General features: G+C 39.9%; 19 protein-coding genes. 9 read left to right on the top strand and 10 right to left on the bottom strand.

Annotated elements, in window-relative coordinates; genetic code table 11:
* Positions 1–37 precede the first annotated feature (37 nt).
* From L0951_RS12450 to L0951_RS12440, 3 genes are all read left to right on the top strand, one after another.
* Positions 38–1,588 (top strand): aldehyde dehydrogenase family protein, encoded by a 1,551-nt coding sequence (locus L0951_RS12450; protein ID WP_234111585.1) that lies wholly within the window; start codon positions 38–40, stop codon positions 1,586–1,588.
* Between the two features lie 168 nt (positions 1,589–1,756).
* Positions 1,757–3,091 carry an L-lysine 6-transaminase gene (gene lat / locus L0951_RS12445; RefSeq protein ID WP_234111584.1) on the top strand — a complete coding sequence of 445 codons (1,335 nt, stop codon included), beginning with the start codon at positions 1,757–1,759 and terminating at the stop codon, positions 3,089–3,091.
* Positions 3,092–3,187: 96 nt separating this feature from the next.
* Positions 3,188–3,427, top strand: a complete 240-nt coding sequence (locus tag L0951_RS12440; RefSeq protein ID WP_234111583.1) for a putative signal transducing protein — start codon at positions 3,188–3,190, stop codon at positions 3,425–3,427.
* A gap of 98 nt (positions 3,428–3,525) precedes the next feature.
* Here the strand turns inward: L0951_RS12440 and L0951_RS12435 are convergent, their stop codons facing one another.
* Entirely contained in the window at positions 3,526–5,103 is a 1,578-nt protein-coding gene (locus L0951_RS12435; protein ID WP_234111582.1) for a helix-turn-helix domain-containing protein, read from the bottom strand.
* Positions 5,104–5,435: 332 nt separating this feature from the next.
* On the opposite strand from L0951_RS12435, the gene L0951_RS12430 reads away from it, so the two are divergent.
* Positions 5,436–5,663, top strand: a complete 228-nt coding sequence (locus L0951_RS12430; protein ID WP_234111581.1) for a hypothetical protein — start codon at positions 5,436–5,438, stop codon at positions 5,661–5,663.
* Between the two features lie 162 nt (positions 5,664–5,825).
* Complete coding sequence (locus L0951_RS12425) at positions 5,826–8,255, top strand: thiamine pyrophosphate-dependent enzyme (protein ID WP_234111580.1); 2,430 nt, start codon at positions 5,826–5,828, stop codon at positions 8,253–8,255.
* On the opposite strand, the gene L0951_RS12420 is transcribed toward L0951_RS12425, so the two are convergent.
* Positions 8,218–8,523: a hypothetical protein gene (locus L0951_RS12420; protein ID WP_234111579.1), complete on the bottom strand. Its 306-nt coding sequence runs from the start codon at positions 8,521–8,523 to the stop codon at positions 8,218–8,220. The genes L0951_RS12425 and L0951_RS12420 overlap by 38 nt on opposite strands.
* Before the next feature lie 166 nt (positions 8,524–8,689).
* Between L0951_RS12420 and lpdA the strand changes: the two genes are divergently transcribed.
* Both lpdA and L0951_RS12410 read left to right on the top strand, forming a co-directional pair.
* Positions 8,690–10,081 (top strand): dihydrolipoyl dehydrogenase, encoded by a 1,392-nt coding sequence (lpdA, locus tag L0951_RS12415; protein ID WP_234111578.1) that lies wholly within the window; start codon positions 8,690–8,692, stop codon positions 10,079–10,081.
* A 174-nt stretch (positions 10,082–10,255) separates the two neighbouring features.
* Positions 10,256–11,029, top strand: coding sequence for a patatin-like phospholipase family protein (locus L0951_RS12410; RefSeq protein WP_234111577.1), 774 nt, complete (start codon positions 10,256–10,258; stop codon positions 11,027–11,029).
* 32 nt (positions 11,030–11,061) lie between these two features.
* On the opposite strand, the gene L0951_RS12405 is transcribed toward L0951_RS12410, so the two are convergent.
* From L0951_RS12405 to L0951_RS12375, 7 genes are all read right to left on the bottom strand, one after another.
* A complete protein-coding gene (locus L0951_RS12405; RefSeq protein ID WP_234111576.1) occupies positions 11,062–11,415 on the bottom strand; it encodes a diacylglycerol kinase family protein in 354 nt (117 codons plus the stop codon).
* 73 nt (positions 11,416–11,488) lie between these two features.
* On the bottom strand, positions 11,489–12,853 hold the full coding sequence (locus L0951_RS12400; RefSeq protein WP_234111575.1) for a M20/M25/M40 family metallo-hydrolase: 1,365 nt from the start codon (positions 12,851–12,853) through the stop codon (positions 11,489–11,491).
* A gap of 255 nt (positions 12,854–13,108) precedes the next feature.
* Complete coding sequence (locus tag L0951_RS12395) at positions 13,109–14,356, bottom strand: DUF1015 domain-containing protein (RefSeq protein WP_234111574.1); 1,248 nt, start codon at positions 14,354–14,356, stop codon at positions 13,109–13,111.
* Between the two features lies 1 nt (position 14,357).
* Positions 14,358–15,317 (bottom strand): D-2-hydroxyacid dehydrogenase, encoded by a 960-nt coding sequence (locus L0951_RS12390; RefSeq protein ID WP_234111573.1) that lies wholly within the window; start codon positions 15,315–15,317, stop codon positions 14,358–14,360.
* A gap of 271 nt (positions 15,318–15,588) precedes the next feature.
* On the bottom strand, positions 15,589–15,795 hold the full coding sequence (locus tag L0951_RS12385; protein WP_234111572.1) for a four helix bundle protein: 207 nt from the start codon (positions 15,793–15,795) through the stop codon (positions 15,589–15,591).
* A 78-nt stretch (positions 15,796–15,873) separates the two neighbouring features.
* The gene (gene serC / locus L0951_RS12380) at positions 15,874–16,938 is read right to left on the bottom strand and encodes a 3-phosphoserine/phosphohydroxythreonine transaminase (protein ID WP_234111571.1); all 1,065 of its coding nucleotides are present in this window, start codon (positions 16,936–16,938) and stop codon (positions 15,874–15,876) included.
* A 141-nt stretch (positions 16,939–17,079) separates the two neighbouring features.
* On the bottom strand, positions 17,080–17,430 hold the full coding sequence (locus tag L0951_RS12375) for a 4Fe-4S dicluster domain-containing protein (RefSeq protein WP_234111570.1): 351 nt from the start codon (positions 17,428–17,430) through the stop codon (positions 17,080–17,082).
* A gap of 62 nt (positions 17,431–17,492) precedes the next feature.
* Between L0951_RS12375 and L0951_RS12370 the strand changes: the two genes are divergently transcribed.
* Complete coding sequence (locus tag L0951_RS12370) at positions 17,493–18,527, top strand: acyl-CoA reductase (RefSeq protein ID WP_234111569.1); 1,035 nt, start codon at positions 17,493–17,495, stop codon at positions 18,525–18,527.
* A gap of 87 nt (positions 18,528–18,614) precedes the next feature.
* The gene (locus L0951_RS12365) at positions 18,615–19,301 is read left to right on the top strand and encodes a Bax inhibitor-1 family protein (RefSeq protein WP_234111568.1); all 687 of its coding nucleotides are present in this window, start codon (positions 18,615–18,617) and stop codon (positions 19,299–19,301) included.
* Positions 19,302–19,386: 85 nt separating this feature from the next.
* Here L0951_RS12365 and L0951_RS12360 read toward each other — a convergent pair whose 3' ends face one another.
* On the bottom strand, positions 19,387–19,701 hold the full coding sequence (locus L0951_RS12360) for a DUF4286 family protein (RefSeq protein WP_234111567.1): 315 nt from the start codon (positions 19,699–19,701) through the stop codon (positions 19,387–19,389).
* Positions 19,702–19,780 lie beyond the last annotated feature (79 nt).

The raw sequence follows: 19,780 nt of genomic DNA, 5'->3' as shown, positions 1-19,780 counted from the left end.
AAAAACTGTAACTTTAGAGACCAATCTAATTCTAATTATGTCTAAAAAAATCAACGATTTCGGAATCGAAAAAACACTGAAAAATTTAGGAATTTCAAAAGAAAACAAAGGGGTTTCTTCTGGCGGTAAATACTTTGCCAGTGGGGATTTAATTGAATCTTATTCGCCAACAGACGGTCAGCTGATCGCCAAAGTGAAATCTGCAAATCCAAAAGATTACGCCAAAGTCATCGAAGCAGCAAAATCTGCATTTAAGGAATTTCGCATGATTCCATCGCCAAAAAGGGGAGAATTGGTTCGCCAGTTTGGCAACAAATTAAGGGAGAAAAAAGATGATTTGGGAAAACTCGTTTCTTATGAGATGGGAAAATCTTTGCAGGAAGGATTGGGAGAAGTGCAGGAAATGATCGATATCTGTGATTTTGCAGTGGGACTTTCACGTCAGCTTCACGGTTTCACGATGCATTCTGAAAGACCGGGACACCGAATGTACGAACAGTATCATCCGCTTGGAATTGTGGGAATCATTTCTGCGTTCAACTTTCCGGTGGCGGTTTGGAGCTGGAACACCGCACTTTCCTGGATTTGCGGAAATGTTACGATTTGGAAACCCTCTGAAAAGACACCGCTTTGCGGAATTGCCTGTCAAAATATCATCGCCGAAGTTTTAAAGGAAAACAATCTTCCGGAAGGGATTTCCAACATGATCGTAGGCGACCATAAAATCGGTGAACAATTGGTCAGCGATAAAAATGTCGCCCTTGTTTCCTTCACTGGGTCCACTAGAGTTGGCAGAATCGTGGGGACAAACGTGGCTCAAAGGTTTGGAAAATCAATTCTGGAATTGGGCGGAAACAATGCGATCATTATTTCAAAAGATGCCGATTTGGATATGTCGATTATCGGTGCGGTGTTCGGAGCAGTGGGAACTGCCGGACAAAGATGTACATCCACAAGACGTTTGATTATCCACGAATCCGTTTATGATGAAGTGAAAAACCGTTTGGTAAAAGCATACGGACAATTAAAAATAGGAAATCCTTTGGACGAGAAAAACCACGTCGGTCCATTAATCGACCAAAATGCGGTTCAGCAATATTTGGATTCCATCAAAAAGTGCAAAAAAGAAGGTGGAAAATTTGTCGTGGAAGGTGGAGTTTTAGAGGGAAAAAACTACGAATCCGGATGCTATGTAAAACCCTGCATCGCTGAAGTGAAGAATTCCTTTGAAATAGTGCAGCACGAAACTTTTGCCCCCATTTTATATCTGATTAAATACAAGAATCTGGAAGACGCGATCGCCATGCAGAATGATGTTCCGCAAGGATTAAGTTCGGCGATTATGACCCAGAATCTTCGTGAGGCAGAACTTTTCCTTTCTCAGGCTGGTTCCGATTGTGGGATCGCAAATGTGAATATTGGAACTTCAGGTGCAGAAATTGGCGGAGCTTTCGGTGGCGAAAAAGAAACCGGTGGCGGAAGGGAATCCGGTTCCGATGTCTGGAAATACTATATGAGAAGACAAACCAATACCATTAATTACAGCACGCATCTTCCATTGGCACAGGGAATTAAGTTTGATATTTAAATCATGTAAGTTGGAATGACCAAGCTGTCGATTTTTTTTGAAGATGATCGGCTCCACGCTGAATTTTAAAAATAGATATTTTGAATTTTGGAAAAACTTTGACAGGGTAACCCAACTTCCCAACCAGAACCTCTTATCTCAAAACTCATTAAACAAAATAGAAATAATATGAACGACGCAATTGCATCTCACCCTCAACCGACAAACACTGTAAAACAAACCCTTGGAAGACATATGCTCGCAGATGGATTTGATTTTGTGATGGATTTGGAAAAATCCCACGGAAGCTGGATCCACGACAGAACTACCGGAAAAGAATTTCTGGATATGTTTTCTATGTTCGCATCTGCAGCTATCGGTTACAATCATCCTTATCTGGTAAAACATTCTGACTGGCTCGGTAAACTGGCGGTCAACAAACCGACTTTAGCCGATGTCTATTCTCAGGAGTTCGCTGATTTCATGGAGGTTTTCGAAAGAGTTGCCATCCCAAAAGAATTACAGTACTGTTTTTTTATCGAGGGTGGAACTATGGCAGTTGAAAATGCAATGAAGGCATGTTTCGACTGGAAAACCCGGAAAAACTTTGAAAAAGACCTAGAAACAGAGGGCGATATCTGCATTCACTTCAAACAGGCATTTCATGGCAGAAGTGGTTACACCTTGAGTTTGACCAATACTTCCGACCCTAGAAAATATCAATATTTTCCAAAATTTGACTGGCCCCGAATTCTGAATCCTCATTTGAATTTCCCGATTACCGAGGAGAATCTGGAGGAAACGATTAAGAATGAAAATCTGGCCTTGATGCAAATCCAGGAAGCAATTCTTATGAATCCGGATCGTGTGGCGTGCATCATCATTGAGCCGATTCAGGCGGAAGGTGGTGACCATCATTTCCGCGACGAGTTTTTTGTGGGATTAAGAAATATCTGCGATGAAAATGAAGTGCTCCTAATCTTTGACGAAGTGCAGACCGGAATAGGTTTGACCGGAAAAATGTGGGCGTTCGAACATTTCAGTGTCGCACCGGATATAATTTCTTTCGGTAAGAAAACCCAGGTTTGCGGAATTCTGGCGAACAAAGAGAAATTTGATGAGATTCCAAACAATGTTTTCCGGGAAAGTTCCAGAATCAATTCCACATTTGGGGGCAACTTTATGGATATGATGAGGTTGAAATTGACATTGGAAGTCATTGAAAATGAAAACCTTGTGGAAAATGCAAGAGTTGTAGGTGCGTATCTTTTGGACGGTCTGAAAGAATTGGAACAGAGATTCCCCGATAAAATTTCAAATGCGAGAGGAAGAGGTTTGATGTGTGCGATAGATCTTCCTACGGAAGCCGACCGTGACAGAATGCGTGAAATACTTTATGAAGATGGTTTGATTATTCTTGCATGTGGTGACAGTGCCATTCGTTTTCGGCCACATTTGAATGTGACCAAGGAGGAAATCCAGCTGGCTTTGGATAAGATTGCGGATAATATCGGCAAGATTTAGAGCATTATGATAGATGTCTTGGATCTAAAAATTTAAGAAATATTAACATCAATTTTAGTTTATTCTTTGTAAATTTAGTTCCTTAAAGCAAAGAATATGGAAAAAAAAGTAATGGTCCCCGTGTTTGAAAGTGACAATCCGTCTGAAATTCAAATCATAAAATCAAAACTGGAAGCCGAAAATATTCCGGTATCGCTGAATGATAAATATATGACTTTCACCACCACACCGACAGCAAATTCGCTACGGGTAATGGTTAGTTTGACAGACGAGAAAAAATCTTTTGAAATTATAGACAGTTACTTGAAAGAATCGGAGGAACAAGAGAATTACTAACTTTAAAAATAGTTTTATAATTTTAATTTTACGTTTTACAGAAATCGGAGTCAGTTATTGATTCCGGTTTTTTTTTAAGAATTCCAAAGAATCAAAGGCTACAACTTTTCCTTCATCATCTTAATAAAAACGGAAGGTTTCAAATTGAACTTTCTTCGGAAATTATCCGAGAAATTCTCGGTGCTTGAAAAACCTGCGATGAAGGCTAGTTCTTTGACATCCATATTGATGTATTTTACATCATGTTTGATCTGATCGATAATGTAATCCAATCGCAGGTCATTGATATAGAGGGTGAAGTTTTTGCCTTTGTAGGTATTGATGATTTTCGAGAAGTAGGTAGAGTTGGTTCCCAAATCCTCACTGAGTGATTTCTGCGAGAGCTGCGGATTCAGAAATTTGTTTTCATGTTCAAAAATTTCCAACTGCTTTAAAATATTTTCCACAAAAATCGGATTAAGTCCAGGTATCTTGTTATAGTAATCATAGTCGAATTTTTCTTTGTAGAAATGCTCAGTAATATTTTCACCTGATTTTTCCTCTGTACTGTATACAGTGTCCTGTTGGGCAAGGATTTCCTCAAATCTCTTTTTATAATTTTGTTTTTCCCTGTAAATCCGGTAACCAAAGAATAGAAATCCCAGCAGCAGTAATCCGAATATCATCATAAACAAGGATCTTTGGTTTTGGAGTGTGTTTTCGATCCTCTTTTTTTCCGCAACCAGTTTTTCAGTATCGTATTCCTTGACAATTCTCTGATAAAGATATTTGTAGTTTTTTTCGTAGGAACGGTCCAGAAGCATGAGCTTATTAATGTATTCCAACTGCTTTTCTGTATCTCCTTTAGAATTGTAGTATTTGATTAAGATTTCATACGCCGGTCTGAACTGTGGGTCTAGCTTTTTAGTTTTATCATAATGTTTGTCGATTTCATCCAGGTATTTTATGGCCAAGCTCCTTTTGCCAATCTGCCAGTAGGATAAACCTAAATAAAAAATCTCGGTATTGTGCTCCCATTGGTCATTATATAATCTTAAAGCCTCAGAAAATTTAGCGATTGCAGTCTTATAATCCTTCAGATGATATGCGGTGATTCCTTCAGAGGTAATAAAATAGGGAATATATTGGGGAAGTTTATTTGCTTTGAGGTAATCAAATGCTTCTCTTAGAAGTGCCTCGTTTTCACCCAACTGTCCTAATTTTGTATTGATATCTAAAAGACACATCAGCGAATAGATATAGTAAACTTGGTAATTCCTTCCCAGTGAAGGCTTAGTTTTCAGATTATCCTTAAAATATTTAAGGCACAATAATAATTCATGTTTTGCATCTTCATACTGGCCAAGGTATATTTTATTTTGCGCGATATAATAAATGGTTTTATTGAAAATATAATCATTTCCCGACTGCTGAGACAATTTATTAGCCACCAAAATGTCATCAAGTGCCTTCTGATAGAATTCTTCAGACATGTTAATGTTCCCACGGTTTAGATAAGCGTCCAAAAGAACCTTTTTGACTTTGGATTTTTGAGCCGTGACGAGTGCGCTGTCTGCATACTTCAGACTCACCGGATAAGTGCTTGATATACTTGCATACCGGTATCCATAAAATAATGCCTCATTATTACCCTCTCTTTTAGATTTTTTGATATAGAAATTGATGAGTTCCCACATTTTTGCAGGGTCATTGCTAGAGCTGTCTATCTTTTTTTCAATTTCTTCATTGGTCAAATTTGGGGTTTTGACCCTTTGCGCATGGAAATGGGCGAAAAATAACAGAAAAAAAAGGAGGAAAAACGAAATTATATTTTTCAACTGCATGGAAGGCTAACTCTTTGATTTTTAGTTAAATATATTTAACTGATTCTTTTATTTTACAATAATACTGCATTTTTTTAAAAAAATCTTTATAAATTTTAAAATATACGTGCGATTTTTTATAAACTAACGGTTCGTTTTTTTGCAGCAAAGGAGAAGCCACCATAAATTTGTCAAAAATAATTCACATGAAAAAAATAGCAATCCTATCAGCAGTAGTTCTTACTACTATTACATTACAATCTTGCAGACAGTCAGATGATGTATTATCACCAGAAGAAGCAGCAACTCTACAAAGAGCTCAAGACTCCGCAAACCATTCTTTATACAAAGGTACAATAAATATCAACGAAGAGCAGAATGCTCCTACCGTTTTTGATGCGGATGGAGAAATAGTTCCTCCGCCAAGAAAATAACATACTAAACAATTTTTTTTTTTTTTCATCATTTGTGTTTTGGTTCTTCTGTGGTTAATTCCATGGAAGAACCTTTTTTATGGAAGCATGGCAATTTCAATATTTATTTGGTATTTCAGTTAGTTTCCTTATTTTCGTACCTTTGTGAAATATCCTTTTATTATGGAAGAAACCTATATCGAAACCCAACAAATCTCTTTTCAGGATTTTAAAAAAAATGTTTTAGATGATTATCAACTAGGAAGAATCTCCCGCGAGATGTCTTACCTGGGAAGGCGCGAAGTTTTAACCGGGAAAGCAAAATTTGGAATTTTTGGAGATGGGAAAGAATTGCCGCAACTGGCGATGGCAAAGGTTTTTAGAAATGGTGATTTCCGCTCGGGATATTATCGTGACCAAACTTTTGCGATGGCAGTTGATGCGTTGACGGTAGAAAGTTTCTTCGCTCAACTGTATGCCGATACAAGTGTGGAGCGCGAACCAGCATCCGCAGGAAGACAGATGAACGGTCATTACGCCACCAGAAGTTTGAATGATGACGGAAGCTGGAAAAATCTAATGAATCAAAAAAATATTTCCTCAGATATTTCGCCGACTGCCGGACAGATGCCCAGATTATTAGGTTTGGCTCAGGCATCAAAGATCTATAAATCAGTAAAATTTGAAGGTTCTGAAAAATTTTCAAATCACGGAAATGAAGTCGCTTTTGGAACCATCGGAGATGCTTCCACAGCGGAAGGACATTTCTGGGAAACACTGAATGCCGCATGTGCATTGCAGGTTCCCATGATTGTTTCAATCTGGGATGATGGTTATGGAATTTCCGTGCCGACTCAGAATCAAAGAGCAAAGGCAGATATTGCGGAAATGCTTTCCGGTTTTCAAAGAAAGGAGGGTGAAAAACAGGGCTGTGAAATCATTCAGGTGAAAGCTTGGGATTATCCGTCACTTTTGGATGCCTATGCACGTGCTGAACAATTTGCCAGAACGGAGTCCGTTCCAGTGGTAGTGCATGTGGTGGAAGTAACGCAGCCGCAAGGACACTCCACGTCAGGTTCTCATGAGCGTTACAAAAACGAAGCACGTTTGAACTGGGAAACCGAATTCGACGGACTTGCCAAATTCAAAGAATGGATTCTGAACTATTCCATAGATATAGAGGGGAAAGAGGAAGTTTTGGCTACCGCCGAAGAACTGGATTCCATAGAGGCGGAAGCGAAAAAGCTGGTGAAAGACGGACAGAAAAAAGCGTGGGAAAACTATCAAAATTCCATCAAAAAAATTAGGGATTCGATTCTTCCCTTAGTTGAAAACTTAAAATCTCAAAATTCAGAAGTTTCAGCTGAAATAGACAATTTCAGCAAAATTATCTCTGTTGCCAAGAAAGATGTTTTTCATGTGGCGAGAAGAGTTTTGCTTTTGACCAGGGGAAATCAAACTCCTGAAAGACAAAATCTTCAAACGGCATTAGAGGAACTGTTCAAAGTAGAAAAAGACCATTACTCATCTCATCTTTATTCGCAATCTCAGTGGAAAGCGACCCAAGTGAAAGAAGTCCCGCCAATTTTTACAGATAATTCCGAAACTGTTGACGGAAGAGTAGTGGTGAGAAACAATTTTGACAAGATTTTCGAAAAATATCCTGAAACATTGGTTTTCGGTGAAGATGCCGGAAATATTGGTGATGTGAATCAAGGTTTAGAGGGACTTCAGGAAAAATATGGCGAGGTGCGGGTTGCCGATACCGGAATCCGTGAAGCAACCATTCTGGGTCAGGGAATAGGAATGGCGATGCGGGGACTGAGACCTATTGCAGAAATCCAGTACCTGGATTATATTCTGTATTGTCTGCAAGGAATGAGCGACGATTTGGCTACCGTTCAGTACCGCACAAAAGGCGGGCAAAAAGCACCGGTGATCATCCGGACCCGTGGACACCGTCTGGAAGGCATTTGGCATTCCGGTTCACCAATGGCCGGTATTTTAAACTTATCAAAAGGAATCAATATTTTGGTTCCAAGAAACCTGACCAAAGCTGCCGGTTTTTACAACACAATGCTCCAAAGTGATGAACCTGCAGTCATTGTAGAGACATTAAACGGATATCGATTGAAGGAAAAGCAACCTGATAATTTGGGTGAATTCACCGTTCCAGTCGGAAAAGTTGAAATCACCAAGGAAGGAAAAGATGTGACTTTGGTAACTTACGGTTCTACGTGGAGAATCGTCACTGAGGCTGCAAACCAGCTGGATAAATTGGGTATTTCTGCGGAAGTAATTGATGTGCAGTCATTGATTCCGTTTGATTTGACGCATGACATTGCAGAAAGTGTGAAAAAAACAAACCGACTTGTGGTGATCGACGAAGACGTTGAAGGTGGAACCACCGCATTTATGCTTCAGCATATTTTGGAGAAACAGAAAGCGTTCAGATATTTGGATTCTGACCCGTTAACGATTTGTGCAGAAAATCACAGACCCGCTTATGCAAGTGACGGTGATTACTTCAGCAAGCCCAGTGCAGATGATATGGTGGAGAAAATCTATGGGATGTTTAATGAAATAGACCCAGTGAAGTTCCCGAAGATTTAAATGAGAATTTCAAAAATCTTAAAAATTTAGCTTTTGGTTTCTTAATTTCCAAAAGCTTATTTTTTACCAGGTCTCTCACAAATGAATCTTCAGATTCCGGACTCAGAACTATTTGCTCAAATAGTGATTTCCGGTGGGCATAACCCTCCATGAATTCTTTGTTGGAGCTCCATTGCTGCATGTCATTTTTTCGCATCCAGGTTACAAATTCGGAATTGTTTCGTGCAGAGATGCTTTTTTTTCTGTTGGTCAGCGTGTATTTCATCATTAAAGACATTGTGTTAGTAGAAAACAAAATTAAAAACTTATTGTATATCAAGGTGTTAATTAGATTTAAAAAAATATTAAATTATTCCTTCCTCATTTTCAACTGAGACTAACCATGCACTAATGCTCAAAAATTTTGCGTAAATTCGCACTAAATTTTTTAACTGATGAATTACGATATCATTGTCATCGGGAGTGGTCCCGGTGGATATGTGACTGCGATCCGTGCGGCACAACTGGGTTTCAAAACAGCCATTATCGAAAAAGAAAATTTGGGCGGAATTTGCCTCAATTGGGGATGTATCCCGACTAAAGCTTTGTTGAAATCCGCACATGTTTTCAAATATTTGCAAAAAGCCGAAGAATTCGGCTTAAATAAAGTGGAAAATCCAGGTTTCGATTTTTCTAAAGTTATTCAGAGAAGTAGAGGAGTTGCCCAGAAAATGAGCGGCGGAATTTCTTTCCTGATGAAGAAAAACAAAATCGACGTCATCATGGGCACTGCAAAAATCCAGAAAGGGAAAAAAGTTTCTGTAGTGGATGCGGAGGGAAAAACCACTGAATATTCAGGACAACACATCATCATCGCTACCGGTGCACGTTCAAGAGAACTGCCGAATCTTCCGCAAGACGGGGTGAAAGTAATCGGGTACAGACAAGCTTTGAATCTTCCTGAACAACCAAAATCAATGATTGTGGTTGGTTCCGGGGCTATCGGGGTAGAATTTGCCGACTTCTATAATTCGTTGGGAACCAAGGTGACCATTGTGGAATTCATGCCGAACATTGTTCCCGTGGAAGACGAAGACGTTTCAAAACATGTTGAAAAATCCCTGAAAAAATCGGGAATCGAAATCATGACGAATTCTTCTGTGGAATCCGTAGATACTTCCGGAAACGGCGTGAAGGCCAACGTGAAAACGGCAACCGGTAACATTACTTTGGAAGCTGATATTCTTCTTTCTGCAGTGGGAATCGCTGCAAATATTGAAGGTCAGGGTTTTGAGGAAGTGGGAATTAAAACAGAGAAAGGAAGAGTTTTGGTCAATGAATGGTATGAAACCTCTGTTCCGGGATATTACGCGATTGGCGATATTTTACCGACTCAGGCTTTAGCACACGTTGCTTCCGCTGAAGGAATTACCTGCGTTGAAAAAATCAAAGGACTTCACGCAGAAGCTATCGATTATGGAAATATTCCAGGTTGCACCTATTGCCATCCAGAAATAGCTTCCGTTGGATTGACAGAAAAACAAGCAAAGGAAAAGGGTTACGAAATTAAAGTAGGAAAATTCCCATTCTCTGCGAGTGGAAAAGCAACTGCAAATGGTGATACCGACGGTTTCATCAAAGTTATTTTCGATGCAAAATATGGAGAATGGTTAGGTTGTCACATGGTAGGAGACGGCGTGACAGATATGATTGCAGAGGCAGTTGTGGCAAGAAAACTGGAAACTACAGGTCATGAAATCCTGAAATCCATCCATCCGCATCCAACGATCTCCGAAGCGGTGATGGAGGCGGTAGCCGCGGCTTACGGGGAGGTGATTCATATTTAATAAGAAGCAAGCAAAAGTAAAGAGAGCCAAGTTCAGCGAAGTACTTTTGATCAACAGATCAAACCATCGATACGATTCGGTGGTTTTTTTTTAAGATCATATTAAAAACTACACGCCATTTTTACTCTTTTTAATGAGGGATAAAGTGATGATTTTCTTAACTTTGAAATTGAAATGGAAAAGAAAAAACTTGGATTGGTATTATCCGGAGGAGGGACCAAAGGTGTCGCACATGCGGGAGTGATCAAATTTTTGAACGAAAAAAGTATCGAACCGGAAATTTTAGCGTGCTGCAGCGCGGGTTCCATAGTGGGTTGTATGTATGCAGTGGGGAAATCGCCTGAAGAAATTCTGCAGTTTTTCAATTCGGTATATTTCTTCAATTGGCGGCATTTTGCGATTAATCAGCCCGGATTGGTTTCGTCCAGGATTTTTAGAAATTATCTGCAGCCGATCTTTGAGGATATGAAAATTGGCGACCTTCAAAAGGATATGCGGATCATTGCTACCGAGCTGGTTTCCGGGAAACAGGTTATTTTTGGCGCAGAGTTCGGTGTGGTGGATGCGATTATTGCTTCTTGCTCCATTCCGGGAGTTACGACTCCATACATCGTCGGCGACGAAATGTTCAGTGATGGCGGTGTTTTGAACAATTTTCCGGCAGATATCATTCAGCATGAATGTGAAAAGATGATAGGGGTTTTTGTTTCCCCACCACAGGAAATCGAAATTTCGCATCTGAATTCCATCCGTGCCGTGGTTTCCCGCTCTTATGACCTGCTTTCTTACCGTACAGAGCTCTACAAATTTTCGTATTGTGATTGGTTCATCACTTCCAAGAAATTATCGCAGTACGGAACTTTCGAACGAAAAGCGGAAAGGCTTACAGAGATTTTCGAAATTGGTTATGATGCTGCGAAGGAATCTTTTGGTAGTTTTTCAAATTAAACTGCTACGTGAATTAGTGGTTAAAACAGGGATTAGAAAACATATTTCCAATATACCAAGACGCCAACTGCGACTGAGGCGAGTGCCATCAACAAAACTGCAGCAGCGGCAATATCTTTGATGATTTTCACCCGTACATCAAATTCCGGCTGGATGATATCGCAGATTTTTTCAACGCAGGTGTTGAGGATTTCCAGGCTTAGCACTGCGAAACATACAATGAGAATCAGTGCTGCATCATGGGGATTTAACTTCAGAAAAATGATGAGGAAAATATTCATGACCAACGCCAAAACCTCCAACTGAAAATTCCGTTCGGATTTCAGCATCCAGATTACGCCGCGAATGGCGTTTCCTACACTTTTAGGGAATGGGGGTTTTCTCATCAAAAATGAAATTAAGATTTAATATTAAACATTGCTATTTACCGAGCAGGGAATTTTTCTTGGGTAAAACTTTTCACCAATTTCTATCCACCATCCAAATCAACTGTCCCATGGCGACTGCTCCCAAAAGCAATTCCCGGCGGTTTACTTTTTCAAAAGTGTCTTCCGGCGTGTGGTGAATGTCGAAATACCTTTGCGAATCCACAACCAGTTCCGCTAAAGGAACACCGAGTTTTTTCATAGGTTCAATGTCGGTTCCGGCGTATTCGTATTCGAAATGATGAACTCCATAGGGAAGAAAAAGGTTTCGCCAGGATTGAATTTCTTTTCTTTTTTCCGGGCTCATCACCAGTGCAATTCCGCGTGGGGTGAATCCACCGCCATCACTTTCAATAGCGAAGATATGCTTTTCATTTTTCTTCCGGATATTTTCCGCATACTGGTTTCCACCGCGAACACCGTTTTCTTCATTGGCAAAACAGACAACACGAATTGTGTGGTTATTTTTGATTCCCAATTTTTTGAAGGTCCGCAAAACCTCTATGCTCTGAACGATTCCGGTACCATCGTCGTGTGCACCTTCGCCAACGTCCCATGAATCGAGATGTCCGCTGACCACGATGACACTTTGGTCTTTGTTTCCCGTAATTTCGCCGATTACAGAGTGGGAAAGTTTTTCACCCTTCATGGTGCAGTTGGAATTCAGTTTGGCGAAAACTTTTTCGGTTTTTAAGGTTTCCTCCAATTCATCCGCGCTTTTGGGTCCAATCGCAACTACCGGAATTTTCGCGGTGTCATCTTTATCGTAACGCATTGCACCGGTATGGGGAACATCGTCTAATGCGGAAGAAAGTGAGCGGATAATCACCGCTTTCGCTCCCTTTTTTCCGGCCCAACTCGCTGCCGAACGTCGGTACATTCCCGCATCTACGTAGGCATTTCCGGTATTTATGAATTTTTGGTTAAAGGCATAATTAAAGAAAACAATTTTGCCCTTCACATTCACTTCGGGGAGTTTGTCAAAATCTTCCTTGTTTTTGACAACGATGATTTCGGCTTCCAGGTTTTTTCCTTTTGTTCCTTCGGAATTTCCCAGAGACAACATTCTCAAAGGTTTCCATTTTCCGTTTGCGGTTTTAATCTGGAGTGATTCTTTTCCTCTCACCCAAACCGGAACCATTACTTCCTCCTTCCAAACTTTGTCTGCGCCGGCTTCTTCCAATTTTTTAACCGCCCAGTCGGTCGCTTTTTCATAAGCGGTTGATCCGCTCAAACGGTGTCCGATGTTTTTGGTTAAATCCCGCAGATTTTCATAAGCGGGGCTGTTTACCAGAATTTCGTCAGAAATTTTTTTGAACTGGATGGAGTCCGCTGTGTTTTGGGCAAATAAAAATCCGCCCAAGAAGAGCGGAAGTATTTTGATGAGGGTTATTTTCATTGTTGAGGTTCAAGATTTAGGATTCAAATTTAAAGAAAATAAACTTAATAAAATTGGGTTTTTCCTCAACGCACAGGCGCTAAGTTTTTTTGCCAGATAAGCAGGTTTACTTTGAATTAAGAAAGTCGCTGCGCAGCATCAGGTTCATCGAAAAATTCATTTTTATCCAACCTTGATAAGGATTGATACTGGTGGTTTCCCATAATGACATTTGACTGGATTCCGGTGTTTTTTCCATCTCAACTTCCGTTGATCTCAACCCTGCTTCATATCATACATCACCAATGCTGTCACCAGCTTCGGTTCAATGTAGGTGCATTTTGGCGGCATCTTGATGTTTTTGTCAGAAACTTTCAGAAGGTCATTAAAGCTGAGCGGATAAATCCCGAAACCTACTTTGAATTCGCCGGAATCCACTTTTTCTTTAATGCTCATGATTCCCTGAATACTGGAATTTCCTTTGATGTAAGTAATCTTGTCTGTGGTTTTTGGATCTTCGATTCCCAGGATGTCTTTGATGATAAATTCTTCTAAAAGGAAATGGTCCAGATCATTCATTTCGCTCTGTTTTTTCCTCAGATCATGTTTTACGTGGAGTGAATAGAATTTTCCGCCCAAATACATGGAAATGTGGAACTTCTGCGACGGAAAATAGGGGGTTTCGCCCTTTTCATGAACTAAAAAGTTTTTCTCTATTTTTTTCAGAAACTGTTTTTCGGTGAGTCCGTTCAGGTCCTGCAGAAGTCTGTTGTAGTCATGGATTTTAATTGACTGATTGGAAACGATGAAACTGTAAACGAAATTATAATGCTCGGTTCCCGTATGCTTTTTGTTTCTTTCCTGCATGTTTTTGGCGTTTAATGCGGTGGAGCCAATTCTGTGATGCCCATCAACGATGTAGAAAGAATCAATTTGCTCCAAAACTTCCTTGAACTGCTGCATCTTCAGGCGGTTGTCGATTTTCCATATTTTGTGGCGTATTCCGCTATCATCCAAATAATTGAGAATGGGGACATTTTTTTCCTCATGGTTCATCAGCAATTCCACTTTCGGATTCGCCATATAGGTGAGCAAAACCGGTTCTGCCTGTATGTTTACTTTTTCCAGATAGTAGGCGAGTTCTTCCTTTTTGTTGGTCAGCGTGGATTCGTGTTTTTTGATTTTCCCGTTTCGGAAATCTTCTACGCTTGCCAAACCCAATAGTCCGCGAAAAACCGTTTTGTTGGGTAAAAATTGTTGGTAAAGATAATAAGATGAATGGTCCTGCACGAGTTTTTTCTCCTCCAACAGTTCTTCAAAATTAGTCCTGATTTTCCTTAAATTGCGGTCCACATCTTTCGATTTGCTTACTACGTAAGGTTTGATCATCTGAATATAAGATGAGTCCACCTGGGCTTTCCTGTTGATTTCTTCTTGCGAGAAGTTATCCAAAGGATGTGTGGGAAAAATTTCGACGTAATCATCACTTGGACGAACGCCGCGAAAAGGTCTAAATATAGGCATCTTATAAATTCTTTTTAATCTGTATAATTTGCGAAGCCAGTTCTACTCCGATTTTGTTTTGTGCATCCAGTGTATTTCCTCCCAGATGTGGTGAAAGGGACAGGTTGGGGTTCATCAGGATGGTCAGTTCTGGGGCGGGTTCATTTTCGAAAACGTCCAAAGCAGCACCTGCAACCTTTCCGGACTCGATGAAGTCGAGCAGGGTGACTTCATTGATCACGCCTCCTCTCGCGGTATTTACGATGAAAACGCCGTCCTTCATTTTTTCAAATTGCGGAGTATCTATGATGTAGTCGTTTGTTTTCGGTGTATTGATGCTGATGAAATCGGTGTCTTTCAAGAATTCATCGATATTATTATGGGAAGAAACTTCAAAATTCACCTTTTGCCCATCAAAAAAATTAAGCGTTAAAGTCTTGGTGTGCGGTGTCCGGGTAAAAACTTTCACTTTCATTCCTAAAGAAATTCCCATTTTCACTACTTCCTGCCCGATTGCACCAAAACCGATCACTCCCAAAGTTTTGCCTTCCAGTTCGTGCGCATTGGAATATGATTTTTTGAGCGCCTTGAAGTTGGTTTCGCCCTCGAGCGGCATCATCCGGTTCGATTCGTGGAGAAATCTCGCCAATGAAAAGAAGTGCGCAAACACCATTTCTGCGACAGATCTGGTAGATGCATTCGGTGTATTGATTACATAGATCCCTTTGTCAATCGCATATTCCACATCTATGTTGTCCATGCCGACTCCGCCTCTTCCAATAATTTTCAGGGAAGGACATGCATCGATTAAATCCTGACGAACTTTTGTGGCACTTCTTACCAGTAAAACGTCGATCTGGTTTTCATTGATGAAATTTGCCAAATGTTCCTGGGAAACTTTTGCTTCCACCAACTCAATTCCTGCTTCTTTCAGGGCGTTTTCACCTGCTTTGGAAATTCCATCGTTTGCTAAAACTTTCATTATTTTTAATTTACCAATTTATCAATTTACCCATGTAGCAATCGCAGGCTAATCATTGAATAATCTTCAAATTTTACCGAGATGATCTACCGGTTGATTCGATTGCACAAAAATAAACGGGTGCAGTTTATTTATTTTGCTTTGTATTTTTGATGTTTGTGTTTAAGTTTTTATCTAAAATGAGGCATATTTCATCGACTTTCGCTTGAAGTGCACCATCAAACGGATAACTTTTCGCGTGTTCACACAGATACAGCCCATATCTTGTTCTTTAGCTGCAATTTTCATTTTTATAGATAAAATGGTTATTGCTGATTGGATTTTGTGCCGTGTTAATACCGGCTCCTAAACTCGTTCCAGATTTTAACAATTTATTTCCAATCACGAACTTTTTATTCTCTTCCAAAAGTTCGCAGAATTCAAAAATATTCAGGGCAAAATCCAGTGATTTGACTAAAACTGCATTTTCTTTGTTCATGGCCTAAATTTTTTGATTAATAAACATTTTTAAAATTGTGTTTCTTATAAATTGCCACATTGTTAAATTGCTGCACTGCTAAATTATTGATTTCATTACGTCAACCAAAACCTGCACGCTCTCGATGGGCAGTGCATTATATAAACTTGCCCTGTAACCTCCAAGACTTCTGTGTCCGTTCAAACCATTGATGCCGGCTGCTTTCCAGGCATTGTCAAATTCTTCTTTTCTGGATTCATCGGTCAGTTTGAAAGAAACATTCATTACAGAACGGTCTTCTTCTTTGCAGAAAGTCTCAAACATTGGATTCCTATCGATTTCACCATATAAAAGTTTGGCTTTCGCCCCGTTTCTAATTTCTGCTGCTTCTATTCCACCGTTATTTTCCAAATTTTGGAGCGTTAGAAGTGTAGCGTAAACCGGAAATACAGGTGGCGTATTGAACATGGATTCTTTCTTAATGTGCAGTGAATAATCCAGATAAGAGGGAATGTTCCGGCCCGTTTTGCCCAGGATATCTTTTTTCACGCAAACCATGGTCACTCCTGCCGGACCCATGTTTTTCTGTGCTCCCGCATAAATCAAATCGAATTTTGAAAAATCCAGAACCCTGGAAAAAATATCCGAACTCATATCGCAAACCAAAGAAGTGGGAACATCCGGGAAAGTTTTCATTTGGGTTCCATAGATCGTGTTGTTGGAGGTACAGTGAAAATAATCGTACCCTTCGCCAACCGTGTAATTTTTTGGAATAAAGGAATAGTTTTCATCTTTGGAAGAAGCCACCACATCTACCTGACCTAAATATTTTGCCTCCTCAATGGCGTTGGCTGCCCAGGTTCCGGTATCCAAATAGGCAGCTGTTCCATTCTCTGCTTTCATGAGGTTAAAAGGCACCATCAGGAACTGAAGGCTTGCTCCACCTCCCAAATAAATCACCTCGTAATCGTCACCCAATTTCAGCAAGCGTTTTACGATGGCTCTTGCTTCTTCCATCACCGGTACAAAGTCCTTGCTTCGGTGTGAAATCTCAAGAATAGACAGCCCAATTCCGTTGAAATCTAAAATCGCCTGCGCTGATTTTTCGAAAACTTCCTGCGGCAAAATGCAGGGTCCTGCGCTGAAATTGTGTTTTTTACTCATTTTTATATTTTTTGTGAATTAGCGGTCAACTTTTAATTTTTCCAGAAAATCTAAGGATATGATTAATCAGGGACGTTTTCATTTTCATTTTCTTCAAAAATCTCCCTTTAAAAAAAATCGCCCACAGTAGTGAGCGGAAAATTATTCGCCGTGAAGGAAAGCTTTTTTCCCCAGTAATTCTTCGTCAGTTTCCACATGGTCTTCATCAGGAATGCAGCAGTCTACCGGACAAACCGCAGCACACTGAGGTTCCTCGTGGAATCCTTTGCATTCGGTGCATTTATCGGTTACAATAAAGTAAATATCATCAGATACTGGTTCCTGGGGTTCGTCTGCGTCTATGGTAAGACCGGATTTCATTACTACTTTGCCTTTCAGTGCGGTTCCGTCTGAAGCGCGCCAATCTACTGCTCCTTCATAAATTGCGTTGTTCGGACATTCTGGTTCACAAGCTCCGCAGTTGATACATTCATCGGTTATTCTAATAGCCATTGCTAATATATTATTTATAAATTTGCACAAAATTAAGAAAAATCCGACAATTTTCTCCAAAAATGACAATAGAAAAACAAATTTCAGGACTTTGCAAGCTAAGTGATTTGATCAAAGGGTTCTTAGAAAAAGTTCCCGAGAACTATGATGAAATCGATGAAGAATTCCATATAATATTGAAGAAATCTGAAATTGAAAACTCGTGGTTTACGATTGAAAATCAAAAAATTGCCTTGAAGCAATGGTCAGAACTTATTTTTGAAGAGAATATAAAAAATTGGCTCTCCAATTATCAAATTGCTAAAATTCCAAAGAAAGTGGGATTGATTTTGGCAGGAAACATTCCCATGGTGGGATTCCACGATGTCATCTCGGTGGTGCTGAGTGGAAATATTCCCGTGATCAAACTTTCTTCAAAAGATAAACGGATGATCCCTTTCCTGTTGCAGAAATGGAATGCGTTCTCTGAAGGAAATGTGAAATATGAGCTGGCAGAAAGGCTGGAGCATTTTGACGCGGTGATCGCCACCGGAAGTAATAATACTGCGAGGTATCTGGAATATTATTTTAAAGACCATTTGAGCATCATCCGGAAAAACAGGACTTCGATCGCGGTTTTGAAAGGCGATGAGACCGTTGAGGAACTGCAGCTTTTGGCGGAAGATATTTTTCGGTATTTCGGTTTAGGGTGCAGAAATGTAACCAGAATTTTTGTCCCTGGAGATTTTAAAATCGACAGATTATTTGAGAATTTCTTGAATTTTAAGGAAATCATCAATCACAACGGTTATGCCAATAATTACGAGTACAATCGTGCGATTTATTTATTGAATCAGGAAAAATTTTGGGACAATAATTTCGTCATGTTGAAAGAAGATGAACAATTGTTTTCCCCGCTATCTGTGATTAATTTTTCAAGATATTCAAGTTTGGATGAAGTGAAAGATTTCATAAAGGCCAATGAAGAAAATATCCAGACGATTGTAGCAAATCCTGTTTTGGCGCTGGATTCCATCCCTTTTGGTGAAGCTCAGAATCCCGGTTTGGCTACCTATGCCGATCATGTCGATACGATGCGGTTTTTGGAGGTGGTTTAAGACCCCGACCGTTTTTGGATATTTTGGGTGCTGTATTTTTCTTATCGGAAACAAAATTTCTCTACATTTACCTAAAATTTTAAAACTATGTATCAAAACACACTCGTTGCCCATTCCTCAGAAATGGAAAGGGCGCAATTTTACAAAAAGACTTATACCCACGTGGCGATGGCTGTTTTGGCTTTCATCGCGGTGGAATCTATTTTGATTTCCATTGTTCCGCAGGAATTTATTTTCATGATGGTTGGTCAAAAATATTCGTGGCTGCTCGTTATTGGGATTTTCTGGCTTGCTGCCATGTTGGCGAATAAATGGTCGCTTTCGCAAAGTAAATCCACGCAATATATGGGTCTTGGCTTTTATGTTTTGATGGAGGCTGTTATCTTTCTGCCGTTGATTTACATTGCGGTTGCTCAAGCGGGAGGTCATGTTATTTTTCAGGCTGCGATGTTAACTGTCGCTATGTTTGCGGGCTTATCGGGAGTTGCATTTACTTCAAAAAAGGATTTTTCATTTTTAAGGACTTTTATTGTGATGGGTGGTTTTATCGCAATCGGGCTGATTGTTGCCGGTGCCATTTTCGGGTGGAATCTGGGATTGTGGTTTTCAGTCGGCATGGTCATTTTGGCGTCTGCAAGTATTCTGTATGAAACCAGCAAACTGAAAAACACCTATTCCACGAACCAGTACGTAGGAGCTTCATTGCAGCTGTTCGCGTCGGTGATGCTTTTGTTTTGGTATATCTTGAGGATTTTAATGAGCAGAAGGAGCTGAGAAAATTTTTCCGAAAAAACACATTCGTGCATTGGTGGGCCTTATTTTAACCACTCATGCACGAATTTTATTTAAAGGTCAAATTCTAAAATCTACTTGTCTTCGGATCTAAAAAAGTCACAAAAACCATGACCTCGTCCGCGAATTTCCCGGCGATTCTTTCTTCGATATTTTTCAGTTCGATTTCCAGAAAGTCCTGCCGCTTTTCGCCATTGTCAAAAACCAGCAAAAGATTCGTGTTTTTGCCTTCACTGAGCATTTCGCTTTTCACTTCCGAAAGAATGTATTTTTCCACATCGAAGAGGTTTTCAACCATCTGGTGGAGTTCGTTTTCCAGGTAATTTTCCCAGTCGTTTTTAATATTTTCTGTGCTGTGGAAAGTGATGCTCAAAATGCTCATTTTTTTTAACTTTATTTATGATGTTTGTTAGTAAGTTCTTGCGCAAAAATCGGGAATTTTTTTGTATTTTAGCACGTTA

The organism is Chryseobacterium sp. R2A-55 (assembly GCF_021401085.1).
GTDB lineage: Bacteria > Bacteroidota > Bacteroidia > Flavobacteriales > Weeksellaceae > Kaistella.
The sequence above is the reverse complement of the archived record's forward strand: the minus strand, read 5'-3'. Positions and strand labels throughout refer to the sequence as shown.

Coding starts and splice junctions, on each gene's coding strand:
- L0951_RS12450 (WP_234111585.1), top strand. CDS start 38: ATGTCTAAAAAAATCAACGATTTCGGAATCGAAAAAACACTGAAAAAT.
- lat (WP_234111584.1), top strand. CDS start 1,757: ATGAACGACGCAATTGCATCTCACCCTCAACCGACAAACACTGTAAAA.
- L0951_RS12440 (WP_234111583.1), top strand. CDS start 3,188: ATGGAAAAAAAAGTAATGGTCCCCGTGTTTGAAAGTGACAATCCGTCT.
- L0951_RS12435 (WP_234111582.1), bottom strand. CDS start 5,103: ATGTGGGAACTCATCAATTTCTATATCAAAAAATCTAAAAGAGAGGGT.
- L0951_RS12430 (WP_234111581.1), top strand. CDS start 5,436: ATGAAAAAAATAGCAATCCTATCAGCAGTAGTTCTTACTACTATTACA.
- L0951_RS12425 (WP_234111580.1), top strand. CDS start 5,826: ATGGAAGAAACCTATATCGAAACCCAACAAATCTCTTTTCAGGATTTT.
- L0951_RS12420 (WP_234111579.1), bottom strand. CDS start 8,523: ATGATGAAATACACGCTGACCAACAGAAAAAAAAGCATCTCTGCACGA.
- lpdA (WP_234111578.1), top strand. CDS start 8,690: ATGAATTACGATATCATTGTCATCGGGAGTGGTCCCGGTGGATATGTG.
- L0951_RS12410 (WP_234111577.1), top strand. CDS start 10,256: ATGGAAAAGAAAAAACTTGGATTGGTATTATCCGGAGGAGGGACCAAA.
- L0951_RS12405 (WP_234111576.1), bottom strand. CDS start 11,415: ATGAGAAAACCCCCATTCCCTAAAAGTGTAGGAAACGCCATTCGCGGC.
- L0951_RS12400 (WP_234111575.1), bottom strand. CDS start 12,853: ATGAAAATAACCCTCATCAAAATACTTCCGCTCTTCTTGGGCGGATTT.
- L0951_RS12395 (WP_234111574.1), bottom strand. CDS start 14,356: ATGCCTATATTTAGACCTTTTCGCGGCGTTCGTCCAAGTGATGATTAC.
- L0951_RS12390 (WP_234111573.1), bottom strand. CDS start 15,317: ATGAAAGTTTTAGCAAACGATGGAATTTCCAAAGCAGGTGAAAACGCC.
- L0951_RS12385 (WP_234111572.1), bottom strand. CDS start 15,795: ATGAACAAAGAAAATGCAGTTTTAGTCAAATCACTGGATTTTGCCCTG.
- serC (WP_234111571.1), bottom strand. CDS start 16,938: ATGAGTAAAAAACACAATTTCAGCGCAGGACCCTGCATTTTGCCGCAG.
- L0951_RS12375 (WP_234111570.1), bottom strand. CDS start 17,430: ATGGCTATTAGAATAACCGATGAATGTATCAACTGCGGAGCTTGTGAA.
- L0951_RS12370 (WP_234111569.1), top strand. CDS start 17,493: ATGACAATAGAAAAACAAATTTCAGGACTTTGCAAGCTAAGTGATTTG.
- L0951_RS12365 (WP_234111568.1), top strand. CDS start 18,615: ATGTATCAAAACACACTCGTTGCCCATTCCTCAGAAATGGAAAGGGCG.
- L0951_RS12360 (WP_234111567.1), bottom strand. CDS start 19,701: ATGAGCATTTTGAGCATCACTTTCCACAGCACAGAAAATATTAAAAAC.